The sequence below is a fragment of the Haloferax sp. KTX1 genome (assembly GCF_902410085.1).
GTDB classification, from domain to species: Archaea; Halobacteriota; Halobacteria; order Halobacteriales; family Haloferacaceae; genus Haloferax; species Haloferax massiliensis.
Window position 1 is genome coordinate 65226 of the sequence record NZ_CABPRH010000006.1, and the last position, 17505, is coordinate 82730.

A 17505-nucleotide genomic window follows, 5' to 3' on the forward strand; every position below is an offset into this window, starting at 1 on the left:
CGAAATCATATGATCCGTGTGGTCCTCAGTCGCTGTCGTCATCGCGCGATGCCGTCTCTCCGCCTGTGCGAGAACACTCGTAATCGCACAGACTGGGCGAAACTGTCTAGGTTTAATACAACGAAACCCTGTGCATGGACGTCGCCTGCTACGCCCGCGTCTCGACCGTTGACCAGAACCTCGCTCGACAAGTCACGAGTACGCTCAACTTTGCCGCCGACCTCGGATCGAACCTCAAAACGCCCGGCACTCCCGAAGAGGTCGCAGAGCAAATCGAGGCCGGTGCTGCAACCTCGCCGATCCATCTCGGAGACGCCACCCTATATTTCGACAAGTCAACCGGGACCAACACCAACCGCGACGGCTACCGAGACCTCCTCGACGACGTCGGCGACGGACACCACGACGCGGTCGTCGTTCATAGCGTCTCCCGGATGTCTCGCTCCATCCGAGATCTCGACCAGACTGCCGAACGGATCGTCGAGGAGAACGAGACCGCACTCCACATCATCAGCGAGAACTTCGACCTGGTACCCGGCGAGCGTGACCCATACCAAGACGCGATGTTCCGACTCCTCGGCGTCTTCGCCCAGCTCGAAGCAGACATCGCGAAGCAACGGACCAAAGAAGGAATTCAGACGCGCATGGCGAACGAGGAGTATCATCACGGACCCGCTCCACTCGGCTTCGAGAAAGACGACGGCTACCTCATCGAGGCCGATGGCTTCGACCGAGTCTGTGCCGTCCTCGAACTTGTCGATGACGGCGCGCTCTCGAAGCGGAAGGCTGCTCGGGAACTCGGGACGTCGAGAAGAACAATCAACCGCTCACTCGAACGCGCAGAACTCTACGGACTTTGAGTTCCGGAAATAGTCGGTTCTCGGAAGCGGTCGCACCGAACTCATAAGCGGACCTCCCAGTACCCGAACCGCTCAACGAACACCATGTGGTAAATCACGAGCAGAATTATCGCAACGAAGACAAGCGCGAAGAGCCCCCATGGCAACGAACTGAACACCGACGCCGAGTCTACCACCATCATATTCTCCTCGGGTAGTAGCCCGCTGCGCCCCAGATAATGTGCGTGAACAGCATCACGAACACCCCTACTGTCGCCGACCAAGAGGGTCCCGGCCAAAGGCCGATAACATCGGAGACTGGGATTGCCAGCGCCGTCAGGATCGTCATAAAACCAAAAATCCATCCCCCCATAGGGCGATGAAGATCTCGCTTGATTGCACCAAGGAGTTTAGACTTCATCGACGACCACCTCGATCACTTTTCCAGTACCATCCGTTCCGGAGGTATGGCCGCATCACGCAAACCTCAACCGAGCCGTCAGGACGCACCCAGTGCTCGAATCGTCGCGAGTTCACCATAACGTGATACCAGTGACGGAGTTGCATCTGTGGAGACCGAACCAGTCGTTTGAGAGCTGGCCAGCCACCAATCGCGAGAACACCGACGAATCCGTTGAGGACTGAACCAACTATCACGTGGTGGAACGCGCCAACAACGGCTGCAGTGATCATCATAAATCCCCCGACTAATCGAACTCGCTGAGAATTGTTGACCGCCCATCTCTCAATGCGTGAAGTGTGTCTGTCGGGCTCAGATTCAGTCAACTTCCTTCACCTCAACGTGAGGATGTGAGAGGTAAATGCCCCAAACTGCGAGAGACAGCACACCGAATCCACCGGCAACCTCGATCGAGATTAGCTTAGCGACCCCTACCAATACGAGAACGCTCGCAAGCATCGTGACACCCAGTTCATTGCTTCGGTCTGGGAGTTCAGATTTCATCTTCGATACCTCTCGCGTCAGCTTTGGTGAGACAATTCATGCATGCACCGTTGCCATCGACGTGGGGGCAATCCACAGTACGCTCTTGCTCGTTATACATCCGGCTCATCCTCCATTAGCTCGTAGAACCGACACGGGACCGTGTAGCCGGCGACGAACGCGACAAGAGCAATCGAGATGCCGACCATGTAGCCGAACCTCGCGGCTCTCAGCCAGAACTCGGGTGCGTCCGTCAGGAACACCAGACTCGACACCGCAACCAGCAACAAGCCTGCATAAGAGAAGCCGATGCAGTACTCCTTGCAGGCCTCACGGTATGGCATCTCAACAAGCAACTCGCCGTCGTCGCCCTCGATGACTACAGCGTCGCTCATCTTCCTGGCCCCCGGAGCTCATCTTCGTGCCCGCAGTTCGGACACTTCACTTTCTGACCACCGACTTCGCCTTGGACGGATACCCAGCGGTCATGGCCGCACTCGGGGCAGATGTACGGGACGACAAGATCAGTCATCCAATCACCGGCCCTATCACGGACCACAGCTGGGACACGACGAGGGAGATGAGGATACCCATCATCGCCAAGACCACTTCTATCGGCCAAGACGTTGACTGCGCGCGCGTGGACTCACCGAACCCCACGCTCAACCCTGACTTTGACGAAGGCGAGGACGAGCGCCATCGCGACCAGGGCGACAACGAGGTGAACGTCATCCGACAACGCCAGCCAGTCGGCGACGACGTCGACGACGAGCACGACTGCGACGATGTTGATGAACGTCTCGATGACTGGGACACTCGGATCGACATCAGTCATCGCCCTCCTCGACTCCAATGTTGACGAGATCGTCGAACGCATAGGTCGCGGCTCCACTTGAGGAGACCAGCGTGACGACGAAGCCGACGATAGTAAGCGACCCCGTCACAGTCGGCGCGATACCGGACTGATAGCCGGTGTAGAACAGTACAATCGCGAAGACAGACACGTACATCGTCACTTGATACTGCCAACGCTCGAACCGTAGTGAGAGACTCGTCGAACTCATCGAAAACCACCACCAGAATCCGAGAAAATCCCGGAATCGAATCTGACCGGGGGTCGCGCGCGCAGGCGCGCGTACAGCGCGAGTGCGCAAATATAGGCAAAAGTCAATAGGGGTGTGTGCTGTGTGTGAGTGCTCGGTGTCATCTCAGGCTTCCTCCGCGAATCGTTCCAAGTCGACGTCCGGTCTGTTTTCCAGAATCAATTTCACCTTCTTCGCGTTCCGCATCGAAGCACCGTAGTGAACCTCGATGAGCTCAGACGCGATGTACGGCTGCTTGTTACCGCCGTGAATCGACACCACGCGCCCGACACCTTCGTCGACGATCTCCTGAGCGAGTTCGCGCGGGTCGAGATCAAGTTCCGACTCCTCTTCGTCGTCGTCAGGATTGATTCGCTCGGCCTTTCTCTTCTTGTCGCGGCGTTTGAACACCTCCCAGAGTTCCGTTCCTTCGAGCGATGGGAAGGTGTCGCGCATGTCCGGCTCCGGCCACTCACCAGTCTCCCATTTCTCGTCGAGCGACTCACGAGAATAACCACGGAGCTTGCCGCGCTGGTTTCGAGGGATTTTGAGTGCCGCGAGTGCCCGACGTTTCGCAAGAGTCGTCGGGATGTCGTCGTAGCCCTGATACCCCAGCATGATGAAGTACTCGCTCGTCCGGACGTCGAGAAGGTCTTTCTCGGCATCCTTCTGTTCGCTGTCCATTGCATCGCGCTTGTAGAGTGCACGTGCCGCGTCCATGACCGGGATTGCAGACCGTTCTGGCGCGGTTGCCATCGTGCGCTTGAACTCGTCTCGCTCGCCCCAGACAACTCGGTCCAAGACTGACTCGGGCGTCGGGTCGAGGCCGCGGACATCCTGCCAGAGCCACGTCAGCTGGTTCATCAGCGTCGACTTCCCGTCCCCCTCTTCTGCGATGACGAGGACGATTGCGTCGTACTGTTTCTCGATCCGCCGTTCGTGGATTTTCTCAACCCATCGCTGAATTTTCTCCATCCTCGTCACCTCATGTGAACATGGCCGAGGTCTCCGCCTCGACCTTGTCTTCGGGCTCTTCCTTCTGCGTCCGTCCAGCTTTCAAGTAGCCGATTTCCCATCCGGCGCGTCGAATGTCGAGCATGAACTCGTGCATCCAACCCGGCGACGAGGTCGTCAGCGAAACCGACTCGAACCGCTCGATGAATCCGTCTTCACCGAGCCAGCGGTCGAGAATCTCGCCGTACAGGTCGACGTCTTCCTTGTCGTATTCCATCTCTGGGATGAGACGGAACGCGGCCGCTTTGATGAGCGACCGAGCCTCGGCCGCGTCTTCCGGCCGGATTTGAGCGTCCTCCGCGTGTGCCGCGTCGATCCACGCCCATGCGTTCAGAGCGTCGTCGACCGCCCGAGCATAGCGGTCGGAGACTTTTTCGTAGTTCGAGTAGCCGTCCCACCGCGTCCCACGCTTTTCGGAATTCGAGTCGGTCATCACTCCACCTGCGATTCCCACATCCGCCGTAATTTCATATTGTCGAGGTCAACCTCGTCTTCCTCAAGGACCGGGTGCAGTTTGAGATACGGAATTGAATCGTCGTCCGGGATGACTAACTCGGCACGGAGACCTCGCGACAACTCTGTGGGAAACGGCTCTGTGTCCAACCGTTTCGAAATCGTCACGTGGGTGTTCTCCTCATTGCCCCGAAGTCTGAACAGACCGAAGCTTTTGATGACCGGACCACTTCCTCGATGTTTTGATGAAAGTGCCATATTCATAACGTTCTAGCGAACCGAGGTAATACTTCTGAGCAATCTGCTCAGACATTGCTCAGTTGCTACTCAGCCACTACTCAATGGTTGCTCAACTGCTCAGAAATACTATATGTCCTTGTCTGAAACCCCGGTTTAGGAGGCACCCAACATGTCAACCTCAACCAGATCCAAATTCTCGCGGCAACGATCCGGCGCATCGAGTAGCATCCTCCAGATGTTCTACTCGGTGCTCATGCTCATGGCGCTCGCAGGCGAACTCGCCCTCGAAGAGTTCCGAACTTTCCAAGCGTTCGCTCAGCCCCACTACGATGCTTACGACCGAGGTCAAACCAACCTCGTCGGACTATTCATCGGCCTCATGATCGCGGCTATCGTCGCGATTCAGGTCTTCATCCCGGTGGTCAACGACGCAATCGCGTCGTCGAACGTCACCGGTACCGAAGCAACGATTCTTGGACTGCTGCCGCTCTTCGCGGCGCTGCTCCTTCTGATCGCCCTCGCGTCGCCCCTCATGCGCCGCATCTAACCACCACCAGGGTACTTTATTATGAACGCAAAAGGGATTGCAGCAGTTCTGATTGCCGCTACGATAGCGGCGACACTGTTCATGCCAATCTCGAACGTCGTCACCGGGAACACCGGCACGCAGTCGGTGGTCAACGAGACCGCCACTGCCGATGTCGGGACCGCGGTCGACCTCGACGGCTACGAGGTCGTCGCCGATTCTGAAACCGTCTACTACGACAACGGCTCTGGCTGGACGACAGCTACTGCCGGGACGGACTACAGCTTCGACGATAACTCCGCGAGCGTGACCGCTCTATCCGGCGGAAGCATCGATGACGGCGCGGCGCTCCGGGTGAGCTACGACTATCAAGCGACCAGCGGCTCAACGACCACAATCACCGGTCTCATCCCGCTGTTCGTCGCGTTACTCATCCTCGGAGTGCTCGCCGCCAAAGCTATGGACGGACTCTGAGGTAGCCCCATGCTCCTCACTGTTTTCGCCCTTTTATTGGCGCTCAGTATTGGCGTCTTCATCGTTGGCTACGTCACCGGCTACCACGAGATTGCACTCATAGGTGCGGTCATCGTCTTCGGAGTCGGCGTCATGGTCACCGGGACGACGCTTGAGTATCAGAGCGGCAAGACGGAGGTCGCCGTCGACGCCAACGAGACGCAGATCAACTACGACTACACCCCGGTCGAGACACCCACGCGACTCCCACTCGGCTCACTGGTCATGCTGACCGGTGGCGCACTCGTGCTTCGGAGTCTCGACTCTTTCAGATAACCCATAACCCATGACTCAATCAAAATCCCGAAACCTGAACATCCCTGACAAGCAGCGGAGTGGAGGCCCACAATCCAGCCTCGAAGTGATGGAGAAGGCCATCGAATCCACCGACAGAGACCAGTTCCTGTCGGACGCTAATCTCGGGCTCGGTAACTACAAGGATTCCGAGATGTGGCAACAAATCGAGAGCTACAAGTCCGGTTTGTTCGCCGAAGCGGCGTTCTCTGAGACCATCCTAGAACGTGCTATCGATGAAGCCAAAATCGAGCTCGCACTCAACGGCTGGACATACTGGACCGAAGACGAGAATCGGTATGACTGGAAGCCTCTCGACGAAATCGATGACCTCGAACACTCGCCAGACGACATCCGCCAGCGTGGAGAGGTCATCTGGCAAGAACTCCCGGACCGAGAGAAAGCCGCCGCGCTCGAAGACCACGCTGGTCTCACCGGGGAATGGACGAATCCGTTCTACCGGATGATGATGGCACGCCACGAGACATCGAGGTCTCGTGACGCCCGCCTCATCGACAATATCTTCGGTCGCATCCGCCACGTCATCAGCGAGAACGACGACGGCAAGAAAAAAGGTGGAATCCTCAGCCGTAATCGGGGTGAGTCGCGATGAGGATCGGAGAAGGACTCACTATCTTGAATTTTGCGATGCTGTTGCATCTCACCAAGACAGCGAATGGAGGCGACCCAGAGACTATGGCAGGTACCGTCTATCTTGCTATCATTTTCGGGGGGTACTACACGTTCAAACCGGAGCTCAGCAGTGTGTTTCAACAGGTCCGTGAAATGGCCCAATCACGAGGTGTGGTCGATGAGTAATCAAGACGCAGATCCTGTCGCCGCTCTTCCCGACGAGGCACCCACAGACTCCATCGAAGACAGCGAGCCAACCATGATGCCGCCGAACGTTCGCCAGTCTCGATTCGGCTTCCTCGGTACCGCGATCAAGCAACGACGGTACGAAAAGAAGCGTAAAAAACTCGCGAACAAGGGGTACATCGAGTGGCTTCTCATCGACTCGCAGTTCCCACGGCCGAGGTTTATCAAGCCGAAGGCCAAGGGAGGCGGAATCCTCGAATACGAACATGACGGAGAGACCTACCTCTTCCCGCGGAACGCGATGGTCCCATCCGCGCAGACCGGGATGTGGACCGTTGTCCACAAAAAAGGCCAAGCCGACCCGATAAACCTCCGCGAGCCGGTTCGACACTCCATCGGGGCCGACACACTCACGCAGTACCTCGAAAAACGCGTGACCACCAGTCCGCCCGGCCTCCTGTCGCGACTCGACATCAACCCGAAAGACCTCGTCATGTACGGGATGATGGCCATCGTCGCCTTCGCGCTCATTCAGGGGATGATCTGAATGTCCTCACAGCGAATCTCGCGGAACTCCCGGTTCATGCTCATCGCGGTCGACGAGCACCGCTCGCGGAGTCTCCCACCAGGGACACGTCTCATCGCGCAGGCCCAGCGTCTCGAAGATCTCTCGTCAACTATCGAAGCGAAAACCGGCGACCGAGGTGATGACGATGGGAATCCGTGATCGTCTCCGCTCACAGGACGACTCATACTGGTCCCAGTATGAGGAGTCTCGGACAGACAGAATCAAAAAGCGATTCACCGGAAGCGGATGGGACGACGACGGAACGGCCCGCCGAGTCGCAACGCGCGGAGCGAAAGCAGCGAAGGAACGACTCGACAACGTCGACAAGCGACGCATCGTCGAAGCGCTCAGACAGTCCGGGTCAGGTGGCTCTCCCCGCCCATCGCGGGGGACCGCAGACGAACGAGAGATGGCCCAGCGTGCAGAAGAAGCTGCAACCGCGGGAGCGATTGTCGATGCCACCTTCGACGGTGTGACTGCCCCCGAAGAGACCGGCTTCTTCGCGATGGGCCGCCGAAGCGACGGAGCAAACGTCGACTCTGCCGGTGGTGACAACCAGCCCAGAGTCGACGACCTCGTCTACGGCGCTGGCGTCCCCGGACAAGACAGCATGGGGGCAGGGTTCGATGTCGGTGTTGGCCTTGGATCGGTCGGCGAGGACGACGACCAAGAAGAGTCAAACGGTGAGGACAGTGGGATGTTCGAGTTTGACGATCCGTTCGGTGTTGGAGGTGGGTTCTGATGGGACTCCGAGACGTCCTCAACTCCTCCGGAGGAGGCAGTGAAGAGGACCAGCAAGCCGCCGAGGAGTATGACGAGAACGTCCGCGATGCACGAGACGAAGCAACGTCGTCCTCGTCGTCAAGCCCATCGAGCTCGTCATCATCCAGAGACCGAGACCGGGACCGCGATAGGGACCGCAACCGAGATCGGGACCGCGACCGACAGATCGTCGAACAGCGGAAATCCCAGCGGCGAGGCGACCGGTACCAAACTGGAAGTGAACCCGCCTCGGGGTCGAGTAGCGACAGTTCCTCGTCGTCATCGTCATCGACGAGTCCACAAGAGATGACAGACCGACAGGCAGTCGAACAGTATAAGCGGGCTGTCCGAGATGCACGAGACCGGCAGAGAAAGACTGTCGACAGAGGAACCACGGTTCTCCCCGACTCGCCAAACCGGTTCGAGACTGTCGAAGATCGTTTGTCCCAGAACAGCGATCCGTCAAACGTCTCGATCAGCGAGGCAGGGGATGGCTCGGGAGTCGTTGCGGAGTACGTGTCCAACGGCCGCGAGTATCGACAAGAGTTCCGATTTGAGGACCCAGATCGGCTCCAGAACCTCAGGGACAACGCTCGTGCACGGACGACTGGGTCTGGCATCGAGTACCTCGACGCCGTCCGGTACAACGAGTCGACCGGGTCCTATAGTGACGAACGGCAGATGACTCTCGTCGAAGAGACGGTCCAAGATGACTTCGGGGAGCCGAATCAGATCTCCGTCACACAGTCCAGTGACGACGTCTACGTTGCCGAAGCAGTGTACGGCGACTCGACGTATCGTCGCTTCTTCTCATTCGGGGACGAGAGTGAAGACGAACTTCTCCAGGACGCGACCAAACCGAAGAAACGACAGAAGCAGGGACCCTCCGCAGAGGAAACACCAGTCCCATCACAGGACACTCAGCTCACCAAAAGTCCAACGGGACAGATATCGACCCGAGAACGCGAACGTGCCCGAGACGCTCTTGCCGATAAAGCCGGAGTCGGGGCGAGAGACGTCACGATCACTGGACGGACCGAAGACGGGGGGTATCGTGGAATCGCCTCCGACTTTGAGCAGACACAGCGAGACGCAGTTTCAGAGGCTGTTGAGAGAGCAGACCGTGCGAGCGACGCAATCGACTGGGAGCAAGCTGTTGAGGACCCTGTTGGATTCCTTCGTGGTGCCGGTCGCGAGCGTGAGGAGGCACTACTCCGACCCATCTCGAAGTATGGAGACGGGGCAAGAGACGCCATAGACGACATCAATCGCCGGATAACACCAGGCGACGATGTCTACACTGAGGAAGACCTCTCAGACGATGTTGTTGGTGTCCTGAGAGATAACAAAGAAGGCGTCGCAACAGCGGCCGCCGCGGGGGTCATCGCACCCGAGCCCGCCTCGACGGTCGGTGGTGCGGTGACTCTCGGAGGCATCGCTGTCGCCGGACTCGCTGCCGACGCTCTGCTCAACCAAAACGATGCTGAGCTCGGCATCCCTGAGGAAGGCCGACAACCCGAAGTCGATGTTCCGGCAGAGCCAGCATCCGGCACGTCAGAAGTCGGCGTTCCAGAACAGTCTGAATCGCTGTCAGAGGTCAACGTGCCGGAAGACGGTGAAATGAGGCAGTCTGAAGTCGATGTTCCGGATGATAGTCAGCGCGACGTTCTGACTATCTCTGCCGCTGAACTCGCATCTCGCAGTCGTCAAGAAGAGCTCGATGAAGAGGAGGAGCGAACTGACCCACTCGCGGACTCGATTCGAGAGATGGAGCGCTCTCAGCGGCAGGGTTTCTCGAACAAACCACCGGAGAGCTACGTCGATGTTGATGAGGGAAGCTACCAGTATGAGAACTGGGAGCCGGTCCAGGTTGTTCGTGGCGACGAAACCGCCGGTCAGACATCCGATATCATGGACGCAACGCAGTCTGTTCAAGAGCCGTCGGTCAACGTTGACGTCGGAAGCTTTGGCGGTGGGTCGTCGCGCCCTGAAACGCCCCCACTCGGTGGTGCTGGGACGGCCCAAGATCAGGGGCCGCAGATTACTGACGACATCGTCACCGACGTCGGGGCCGACCAACAGCAGTCGCAACAACCCGCTGACGTTGTTGACCAAACTCCAGAGACCGATGTTGGTACTGAGTCGGTGACTATCGGAGAGATCGGGACTGCGGCGACTACCACAACGCCGACCGCGACGGAGACATCGGCTCCTGACGGCTACGGAGCGCCGTACCCGAACGTTGTCGCCGACGAGACCCCACCAGCAGATGGCTACGGATACGGCTACGACATCGGATTCGACAAGGGTCGACGGCCACGTCGAGGAGCTGGAGACGCTGATGACACCCGGAACTTTGGATCCAGTCTTGGCGTTGGGGTCCGTGGCGTTGCCGAGGACAGGTTCGCCTCGGGATGGTACTCCGAGACGGTCACTGACATCGCAACTTCCGGACAGAGCGACGAAGACCCACTGACGCAGGCAGAGCTCGCCGCTCTTGCCGGAGGGGGTCTCGGTTACGGCGAACTCCCGACCGCCGAGATGGTGCGGGGGGACCCCGAGACGAGAGACCGAATCGAAGACGTCGAATCGTTACTCGGCTTCGGGAGCTTCGGCATCGATGATGGCGATGAAGAAGAGACCGACGACTGGTTCGGCGGCCTGGGGTGGTTCTGATGAGCCCGTACTCGTTCCCGCTGGCATTGTTCGCGTTCTTTGGGCTCGTTGCGATCATCCCGGTTTGGATGTGGTTTCTCAACGACCGTCTCCCAGGACTCCCCCTTGAGTTCCAGTTCATCGCTGGGCTCGTACTCCCGGCGATGCTTCTCGTCTTCCTCGGCTCGTGGATGCAACCAGGGGGTGCCTGACCATGCGCGGAGAGTTGCAACTGGTCGACGCGATTATGGGTTTTTTCGTCCTCGTGGCCGTGATAGCGCTCGCACCGTACATCTACCAGTTCATCGGGATGGTCTCGTCGGAGTCAGATCCACTCACTGCGCTACTTATGCAGTTGATCCCTCCACTGCTCCTCATCGCACTCGTCATTTCGGTCGGGGTGAGTGGCCGATGATGGACCGTGGCCGGATTACAGTCCCCGATGTCGTTTACATCACTGCTACGCTCGCGTTCGTCGGTGCGCTTGCACCAGTCTTCTACAACGGCCTCGACGCCAACGCCGGAGAGTTAGGGACTGGAGAGGCGTACCTCTTCCTGCTGATTGGTCCGCTGCTCACGCTGGTCCTCATGTCCGTCATCTGGTTCAAAGCGACGGAGGGGGTGTGAAGATGCGACTTATGAATCGCTGGCCGTCTCGCACGGCGGCGCTGGCCGTCATCATGGCCCTACTCGTCGTGAGCGTCGCGCCCGTCTCGGCGGCAGGAACGAACGTCGGGGTCGGATCCGAGCACGATACGGCGAGCGACTTCGAGGCTGGAACCCTCTCCGGTCTTAGCATAAGTGGGACCGGCGATGATGCGTCGATATCGCTGGCTTCGACTGAACTAATCGACTCGTTCGAAGACGGAGATCTCTCCGAATACTCGATATCAGGTGATGCACCTGAGGACCCGTATATAACAAACCAGATAGCGACGGATGGCTCTCGCTCCCTTCGATTCCAGTATAGCACAGACGACGTTTCAAAGGCTGCGTTTGCACCTTCTGGTGTCGACGGAAAGACGTTCGACAATGGGGAGGTCGCTACGGTAAACGTTAATCCTGGAACCATTCATGACCGTTCATTCCACGTCTCATTCGGTGTTCAAGATCCAGATAACAGATACCAAGTCTCCTACACCGAATGGAGAAACGAACTCACATTAACCCAAATTTCGGGAGGGTCTGGAACGACCCTTGATTCGACGAGTCTCGGTCTCTCCGGCAACGAATGGTATGAATATGAGATAGACCGGACGGGATCGACAACCACGATCACGCTCTCGGATAGCTCAGGTTCTGAGTTGGCAACTCTTAGCACCGGAAACACGGACTATGACGACTACGGAGGCATCGGATTCGGACTCTACAACGGGCTCGGTGCATCAACGAGCGACGGTGTATCCTTCGATGAGTTCCGTGTTGTGAGTGAATCGACAAGCGGGACGTACCTCTCAGACTCTCACTTTGTCGATGAGCCGACAGATGGTCATGTTGACCTGCCAACTCTCTCGAACGCGGATGCCACGGTGACGTGGCAGGCGTATTCGGGTGGCTCGTGGTCGAACGTGACGACGAGCACGTACTCCACAAGCGGGACGAAGACGGCAGATCTCTCGGGGACGAGCGCAAGCGAGTATCGTGTCCGGGTGCATTTCGAGAAGACTGGCTCGAACCCGACGGTGAGTCTGGATCGAGACGCAGTTTACTTCGAGAACGACGCTCCGACGGTTTCGAATCCATCCCCAAGCGGTGGGGAGATTTCGAGGTTTTCGGACGTGACGCTCTCGGTGGACGTGTCGGACGCACAGTTCGGTTCGAGCCAGGGCGAGACCGTGACGGCAGAGTTCTTCGTGGACGGTGCGAAAGTGGGCGAATCGGCGGCCTCGGCTGCGGGGTCGGTCTCATTCACGCCGACGGGGCTCTCAGATGGAAACCACTCGTGGCACGTCGTCCTCACCGACAGTTACGGCGGGACCACGACGAGCTCCACGTGGAGTTTCGAAATTGCTCACGAGGAGCCGAGTGCCGACGACGCGAGCGCGGATCCGTCCGGTGGCGAGACGCTCCACACGACGGAACCACAGCTCTCGATCTCCGTCGCGGATCCGGACTTCCCGCGAGACGGAGATACGGTGACAGCGGAGTTCTTCGTAGACGGCTCAAGCGTCGGAACGGATACGATCTCCTCGAATGGGACGGCCGCATACACGCCGACAGGGCTCTCAGACGGAAACCACTCGTGGCACGTGGAGCTCTCTGACACCTACGGCTACACGTCCAGTTCAGGATCGTTTTCGTTCGCAATTAGCCACTACGACCCAAACATATCAGGTCTCTCGCCACCAGATAATACGTCGCTATCGTCCCGTGATATCACACTCTCTGCCAACCTCACGGATTCGGACTTCGCGTTCGAAGGCGACGAACTCACTGCCGAGTTCTTCGTCAACAACGAATCCGCTGGGACAGACACGTTGACCTCGAACGGCACTGCATCGTTCAACTTCGCAGGTGCAGTCGGTGGCGAAAACACCGTCTTCGTCCGAGTCACGGATCAATACGGTCAGACCGTTCAGTCACAGACGAATACGTTCTCAGTCCCGTCCAACCTCACAATCTACAACGAATCCTCTCCCACCCAGAAGCTCACGAACCTATCAGAACCGGTCACCCTCCGTTTTTACTACGAGAACGGCAGCCAAGGACAAGTCATCGAACGAACGACCTCTAACGGAACGATCTCTTTAGAGGGGCTTCCGGTTGACCAGTCGTTCGTTGTCGTCGCGGACGCTCCCGGCTATCTGCCGCGACGGATCTTTGTGGGGTCACTCCTCGAACGTCAGTCCATCTATCTCCTAAACGAGAGCACTGAGCACGTCGACAACCTAATCACACTCTCTGATTACTCAGGAGAGTTCGACAAGTCCGAGACAGTCCTTATCGTCCAGCGGTCACTTAACGGCTCGTGGGAGACAGTCCAAGGCGACTACTTCGGGGCCACCGGAGAGTACAGCGCTCAGCTAGCCTACAACGTTCGGCACAGACTTATCCTCCGGAACACCAGAACAGGTCAGGAGAAGGTCGTCGGGTCGTACACCCCGCTCGCGTCGGGAACGAAGAGCATCCAAGTCATGCAGGACGGCGACGTCCAACTCGCTCTCGACGCTCCCCGCATCGTCTTCGACCCATCGGTCCGGTCCCTCTCAGCCGTTTCGAACACGCAGGTCATCACCTCGGTCGAAAACCAGAGTTCCGAACTCACCTCCTGGAGTGTCGAAGTCGTCTATCGCAATTCGACTACCGAGGAGCGGCTCTTCATGACCAACTCGACGTCGGCTACTGGCGGCACCATCTCGCCCTCGCTCGACCTCTCTGGGCGTGCAGGCGGGAACGTCACTGTAATCGTCAACTGGACCTCATCGGCCGGTGAGTCTGGTTCGAAGACAGAGACGTTCTTCGTCAGGGAGTCGTTCACGAACGAATACGGTCTCTTGCCGGTGCTCGGACAGGTCGATTCGATGGTTCCAGACCCGAACCTCAGTGTGTTCACGACCTTCCTCTCGGTCATCGTCTCGGTCCTCGTCGCGACGGGGGTCGCACGCGCATTCCCCGCGTCGACTGAGCTCGTGGGCGTGTCCGCAGTCGGGACCCTCGCGTTCTTCTCTATCATTGAGTGGGTCGGTATCCCAATCGTGTTCGTCTCCGGGATGTCGCTTATCGCCTTCGCGGCACTTAGGAGGGGTCTCTGATGCGGTTCTCGAACATCCTCCTCGTCTACTTCGTGATGGGTGCGATGATGTTCGGCGGTGGCGTCGTTGCCTGGCAGGACTCCGGCATCGTCGGCGTCTTCATCGACTACGCGCCCGGCGAGCAGGTCGAGGTCAACCGCGAGACTGCCGACAACCTCGAAGGGCTTGGCGGCCCCATTCAGGAGGCCGCGGAGTCCATCGGCGGCGGTGGGCTCATCGCCGCGTGGAATATTCTCGCGAATCTCATCGGCTTCCTGTTCTGGCCGATAACCACGCTTCTGAGTGTTAACGCTCCGCTTGAGGTGGTCCTCATCTTCGGCGGCATCCCGACAGTCGCGTTCTTCGGGAGCGTGCTCAGACTCATCAGGACCTCATCATGACCCGACACACCACACTCAGACTGCTCGTCGTTCTTATACTCGCCTCGACGGCGCTCGTCGGCGTCGCCGGAGCGCAAACCACGACGAACAACACGACGATAAACGAGACCGCACCGTACTACGCGAACAGCTCGTCGAACGTCTCCGTCGACACATGGCTCGACGGCCGGACAGACCCGACGCTCGACAATATCACAAACATCGCGACGCGGATCGGTCCGTTCGTCATTGGCGGGGGCTCCGCGAACACTATCGGGAGCGCCCAAGCCGGCGCTCTCGTCACCGGTCTGATGGTCCTCGCCGTCTTCCTCGGCACCGTCATGGGGACCAGAGTCGGGTCTGTCGGCGGTGCGACGCTGGCGACCGCCATCGCCGCCGGTATCGTTGAGGTCGGCCTCGCGCCGCAGTGGATGTGGGCGATTGTCGTGATGGGCGTCGGAATCGTCCTCTCGACCGTCGCAATTCGAGCGTTCAGGTGAGCGATGCCGGTCACACCACTCCCCACATCCGGGCCAGAGGTTACCAGCGCCGCCGCTCAGAGTTGCACGGAGCCAACGGTCGTCGTCGACGGCGTTCCCGTCTGCACGCAGTTCGGTCCCGAGTGGCTGGTCCGTTTGATGTTCGCGCCGCCCGAGTGGTTGGGCCTCGTGCTCAAGTGCCTCATCGTCGCGATTGTCTTCCTCGTCGCCCTCGGCTACCACCGACACGGGGTCGATGATGACGTGGTCCGTGAGAGCGCCGAGAACGGCGTGACGTGGCTTGCGGTGCTGGTGCTTGCGACCACCCTTCGAGGGTCGGGCGTCGTCCCTGGAGGCTACGTGGGCACTGTCGTCGTTGCTGGTGTCGGAGGGTTCGCCATCTCACGGTCGCTCGTCGTCGCCGTCGACCGCCTCGATGAGAGACGTGAGTCTGTCCAGTAGCTCAACTGTCCGAATATTTTTGACACGGCAAACATATCAGAAACCATGACTGGCGAGGAAGAGGGGGATATTCCTGAGAAACCATCCGCAGAAGCTGTTGAGAAATATAGGGAGCGAATCGAACGAAAGCCGAAGCCGATGGATTTGGAGTCAATGGGTAACGCTGGCAGTACTGCACGCGACACTCCGGTACAGCGGTGCCCCGACGTGGATGCTGACTCGCCTCCGACACAGCAGGAAAAAGAGGAACAGAATCAGGCGCGTAACGACCGAATGAAGATCTCTGCCTCGCTGATCTGGCTCCGTGCTAAGTTCCTGTTGTTTCGAGTGGTCCAACTCGTCGGCTTCGCACTCGCCCTGCTCGCGGCCTATGTCATGCTTGGTCCAGCTATCGAGGCAGGGGGCCTCAGCCTCGACTTTTTGCCGACTACCCTCATCCGAGATGTCTACCTCCAAATCGGTCTTTCTCCAGTTCTTTTGCTCGTCATCGGAAGTATCACGATCTGGTTGACGACCTCGACCAGCCGCTAACAGCCAGCGGTAGGTCACATTCGCTTAGACTTTTACTTTCACTCCACTATCCAACTCTTCAAAACCCTCATCCTCGAATCAGAGAGACATGATTCGAGACGCCCGAGCGCTTCGGGACAATTTCGTTCCGGCAGACCTCGAACACCGGAACGCCGAAATCGGCCACCTCTCGTCGCTCTTGAAGCCGATTGAGGACGGCGAAGCAGGGTCGGATATCCTCATCACGGGACCGTCCGGTGCGGGGAAGACGACTCTTGCTCGATTCGTCGCTGGAGAGTTAGAGCGAGCCTCGCTGGGTGTTCGAACGGCCTACGCAAACTGCATCTCGAACTCGACGAACGCCGCGGTGCTCCATTCGTTGCTTCGAGACGCTAACCTTGCTTTCGAATTTGACCGTGGGAACACTCCAGTCAGTGCATATCTCGATAAGGTCCGCGACTCGGACGAGCAGTTTGTCGCTATCCTCGACGAGGTCGATGTCCTCGACGATCCGTCGCTCATCGCGATGCTCTACGATATCCCGAATCTCACGACGATGATGGTCTGTGTGTCTGACGACGCCTTTCTGTCCACGCTCGATATGCGCGTCGAGTCACGGGTGCGCGCCGCGGCGTCGGTCGTCCTCGAAAAATACCGAGACGACGAACTCGCGGACATCATCCGCGCCCGTGTCGACCACGGCCTCGTTCTCGGTGCTGTCGACGAAGCGACGATCAAGCACATCGCGGACCGGGCGGCTGGTGACGCGCGGCTCGCAATTACCAAGCTTCGACGGGCGGCCCAGCTCGCCGACGTCCGAGAACTCGATGCACTTAGTCCGGGACTCATCGACGAGGTCTCGGAAGAGGCAGAAGTCGAAGTTCACGAGCGAAACGTCGAACGCCTCTCCACCCACAAGCGACTCCTCTACGACATCATTCGCGAGGGTGGTGCCGATGGGGTGACCTCGAAGCAGTTGCACGACCGGTACGAGTCGAGAGTCGGAGATGCGAAATCGAAACCAACGCGCCGCCGCTATCTCGGCGCGCTCGAACGCTACCGGCTCATTGCGAAAGAGGGGGCGACAAAAGGGACACGCTACCGACTGGTCGAGCCCTAACTGGTCGAACCCTAAGTGCAAATCTTGCGGATTCGTTCATCGGGCTAATCGGCAGACGGCGCGGTTATTCGTTCATTCGCTCATTTGGCCAAACGCTGGTAGCAAAGCCTCACGC

General features: G+C 58.6%; 27 protein-coding genes. 18 read left to right on the forward strand and 9 right to left on the reverse strand.

Features of this window, described 5'->3' with window-relative positions:
- The first annotated feature begins 134 nt into the window (after positions 1 to 134).
- Positions 135 to 860, forward strand: coding sequence for a recombinase family protein (locus FY251_RS11170; protein WP_148414902.1), 726 nt, complete (start codon positions 135 to 137; stop codon positions 858 to 860).
- A gap of 41 nt (positions 861 to 901) precedes the next feature.
- Here FY251_RS11170 and FY251_RS22565 read toward each other — a convergent pair whose 3' ends face one another.
- The 9 genes from FY251_RS22565 to FY251_RS11210 all read right to left on the reverse strand — a co-directional run bounded on the left by FY251_RS22565 (position 902) and on the right by FY251_RS11210 (position 4589).
- Positions 902 to 1042 (reverse strand): hypothetical protein, encoded by a 141-nt coding sequence (locus FY251_RS22565; protein ID WP_187367395.1) that lies wholly within the window; start codon positions 1040 to 1042, stop codon positions 902 to 904.
- Entirely contained in the window at positions 1039 to 1260 is a 222-nt protein-coding gene (locus FY251_RS11175; RefSeq protein ID WP_148414904.1) for a hypothetical protein, read from the reverse strand. Before FY251_RS11175 ends, FY251_RS22565 begins: the two co-directional genes overlap by 4 nt.
- 357 nt (positions 1261 to 1617) lie before the next feature.
- Positions 1618 to 1803, reverse strand: a complete 186-nt coding sequence (locus FY251_RS11180; protein ID WP_148414906.1) for a hypothetical protein — start codon at positions 1801 to 1803, stop codon at positions 1618 to 1620.
- A 92-nt stretch (positions 1804 to 1895) separates the two neighbouring features.
- The gene (locus tag FY251_RS11185) at positions 1896 to 2177 is read right to left on the reverse strand and encodes a hypothetical protein (protein WP_148414908.1); all 282 of its coding nucleotides are present in this window, start codon (positions 2175 to 2177) and stop codon (positions 1896 to 1898) included.
- A gap of 251 nt (positions 2178 to 2428) precedes the next feature.
- Positions 2429 to 2617 carry a hypothetical protein gene (locus tag FY251_RS11190; protein WP_148414910.1) on the reverse strand — a complete coding sequence of 63 codons (189 nt, stop codon included), beginning with the start codon at positions 2615 to 2617 and terminating at the stop codon, positions 2429 to 2431.
- A complete protein-coding gene (locus tag FY251_RS11195; protein WP_148414912.1) occupies positions 2610 to 2846 on the reverse strand; it encodes a hypothetical protein in 237 nt (78 codons plus the stop codon). The genes FY251_RS11190 and FY251_RS11195 overlap by 8 nt, the downstream gene beginning before the upstream one ends.
- Positions 2847 to 2990: 144 nt before the next feature.
- Complete coding sequence (locus tag FY251_RS11200; RefSeq protein WP_148414914.1) at positions 2991 to 3839, reverse strand: hypothetical protein; 849 nt, start codon at positions 3837 to 3839, stop codon at positions 2991 to 2993.
- A gap of 10 nt (positions 3840 to 3849) precedes the next feature.
- Positions 3850 to 4311: a hypothetical protein gene (locus FY251_RS11205; RefSeq protein ID WP_148414916.1), complete on the reverse strand. Its 462-nt coding sequence runs from the start codon at positions 4309 to 4311 to the stop codon at positions 3850 to 3852.
- Complete coding sequence (locus FY251_RS11210; RefSeq protein ID WP_148414918.1) at positions 4311 to 4589, reverse strand: hypothetical protein; 279 nt, start codon at positions 4587 to 4589, stop codon at positions 4311 to 4313. The genes FY251_RS11205 and FY251_RS11210 overlap by 1 nt, the downstream gene beginning before the upstream one ends.
- 217 nt (positions 4590 to 4806) lie before the next feature.
- Between FY251_RS11210 and FY251_RS11215 the strand changes: the two genes are divergently transcribed.
- The 17 genes from FY251_RS11215 to FY251_RS11295 all read left to right on the forward strand — a co-directional run bounded on the left by FY251_RS11215 (position 4807) and on the right by FY251_RS11295 (position 17390).
- Positions 4807 to 5118 (forward strand): hypothetical protein, encoded by a 312-nt coding sequence (locus FY251_RS11215; RefSeq protein ID WP_148414920.1) that lies wholly within the window; start codon positions 4807 to 4809, stop codon positions 5116 to 5118.
- Between the two features lie 21 nt (positions 5119 to 5139).
- Positions 5140 to 5571 carry a hypothetical protein gene (locus FY251_RS11220; RefSeq protein ID WP_148414921.1) on the forward strand — a complete coding sequence of 144 codons (432 nt, stop codon included), beginning with the start codon at positions 5140 to 5142 and terminating at the stop codon, positions 5569 to 5571.
- A 9-nt stretch (positions 5572 to 5580) separates the two neighbouring features.
- Positions 5581 to 5886 (forward strand): hypothetical protein, encoded by a 306-nt coding sequence (locus FY251_RS11225; RefSeq protein ID WP_115879963.1) that lies wholly within the window; start codon positions 5581 to 5583, stop codon positions 5884 to 5886.
- A 10-nt stretch (positions 5887 to 5896) separates the two neighbouring features.
- A complete protein-coding gene (locus FY251_RS11230) occupies positions 5897 to 6517 on the forward strand; it encodes a hypothetical protein (protein ID WP_148414923.1) in 621 nt (206 codons plus the stop codon).
- A 198-nt stretch (positions 6518 to 6715) separates the two neighbouring features.
- On the forward strand, positions 6716 to 7270 hold the full coding sequence (locus tag FY251_RS11235) for a hypothetical protein (RefSeq protein ID WP_148414925.1): 555 nt from the start codon (positions 6716 to 6718) through the stop codon (positions 7268 to 7270).
- Complete coding sequence (locus tag FY251_RS11240; RefSeq protein WP_148414927.1) at positions 7271 to 7450, forward strand: hypothetical protein; 180 nt, start codon at positions 7271 to 7273, stop codon at positions 7448 to 7450.
- A complete protein-coding gene (locus FY251_RS11245) occupies positions 7437 to 8033 on the forward strand; it encodes a hypothetical protein (RefSeq protein ID WP_148414928.1) in 597 nt (198 codons plus the stop codon). The genes FY251_RS11240 and FY251_RS11245 overlap by 14 nt, the downstream gene beginning before the upstream one ends.
- The gene (locus FY251_RS11250) at positions 8033 to 10729 is read left to right on the forward strand and encodes a hypothetical protein (RefSeq protein WP_148414930.1); all 2697 of its coding nucleotides are present in this window, start codon (positions 8033 to 8035) and stop codon (positions 10727 to 10729) included. The genes FY251_RS11245 and FY251_RS11250 overlap by 1 nt, the downstream gene beginning before the upstream one ends.
- Positions 10729 to 10920 (forward strand): hypothetical protein, encoded by a 192-nt coding sequence (locus tag FY251_RS11255; RefSeq protein ID WP_148414932.1) that lies wholly within the window; start codon positions 10729 to 10731, stop codon positions 10918 to 10920. The genes FY251_RS11250 and FY251_RS11255 overlap by 1 nt, the downstream gene beginning before the upstream one ends.
- A gap of 2 nt (positions 10921 to 10922) precedes the next feature.
- Positions 10923 to 11123 carry a hypothetical protein gene (locus FY251_RS11260; RefSeq protein WP_148414934.1) on the forward strand — a complete coding sequence of 67 codons (201 nt, stop codon included), beginning with the start codon at positions 10923 to 10925 and terminating at the stop codon, positions 11121 to 11123.
- Positions 11120 to 11335 carry a hypothetical protein gene (locus tag FY251_RS11265; protein ID WP_148414936.1) on the forward strand — a complete coding sequence of 72 codons (216 nt, stop codon included), beginning with the start codon at positions 11120 to 11122 and terminating at the stop codon, positions 11333 to 11335. Before FY251_RS11260 ends, FY251_RS11265 begins: the two co-directional genes overlap by 4 nt.
- Positions 11332 to 14460 carry an Ig-like domain repeat protein gene (locus FY251_RS11270; protein ID WP_148414938.1) on the forward strand — a complete coding sequence of 1043 codons (3129 nt, stop codon included), beginning with the start codon at positions 11332 to 11334 and terminating at the stop codon, positions 14458 to 14460. Before FY251_RS11265 ends, FY251_RS11270 begins: the two co-directional genes overlap by 4 nt.
- Positions 14460 to 14840, forward strand: coding sequence for a hypothetical protein (locus FY251_RS11275; RefSeq protein WP_148414940.1), 381 nt, complete (start codon positions 14460 to 14462; stop codon positions 14838 to 14840). Before FY251_RS11270 ends, FY251_RS11275 begins: the two co-directional genes overlap by 1 nt.
- A complete protein-coding gene (locus FY251_RS11280) occupies positions 14837 to 15319 on the forward strand; it encodes a hypothetical protein (RefSeq protein WP_148414942.1) in 483 nt (160 codons plus the stop codon). Before FY251_RS11275 ends, FY251_RS11280 begins: the two co-directional genes overlap by 4 nt.
- Before the next feature lie 3 nt (positions 15320 to 15322).
- Positions 15323 to 15760, forward strand: a complete 438-nt coding sequence (locus tag FY251_RS11285; protein ID WP_148414943.1) for a hypothetical protein — start codon at positions 15323 to 15325, stop codon at positions 15758 to 15760.
- 45 nt (positions 15761 to 15805) lie between these two features.
- Positions 15806 to 16291: a hypothetical protein gene (locus tag FY251_RS11290; RefSeq protein ID WP_148414945.1), complete on the forward strand. Its 486-nt coding sequence runs from the start codon at positions 15806 to 15808 to the stop codon at positions 16289 to 16291.
- An 88-nt stretch (positions 16292 to 16379) separates the two neighbouring features.
- Positions 16380 to 17390: a Cdc6/Cdc18 family protein gene (locus FY251_RS11295; RefSeq protein WP_148414947.1), complete on the forward strand. Its 1011-nt coding sequence runs from the start codon at positions 16380 to 16382 to the stop codon at positions 17388 to 17390.
- Positions 17391 to 17505: the final 115 nt, after the last annotated feature.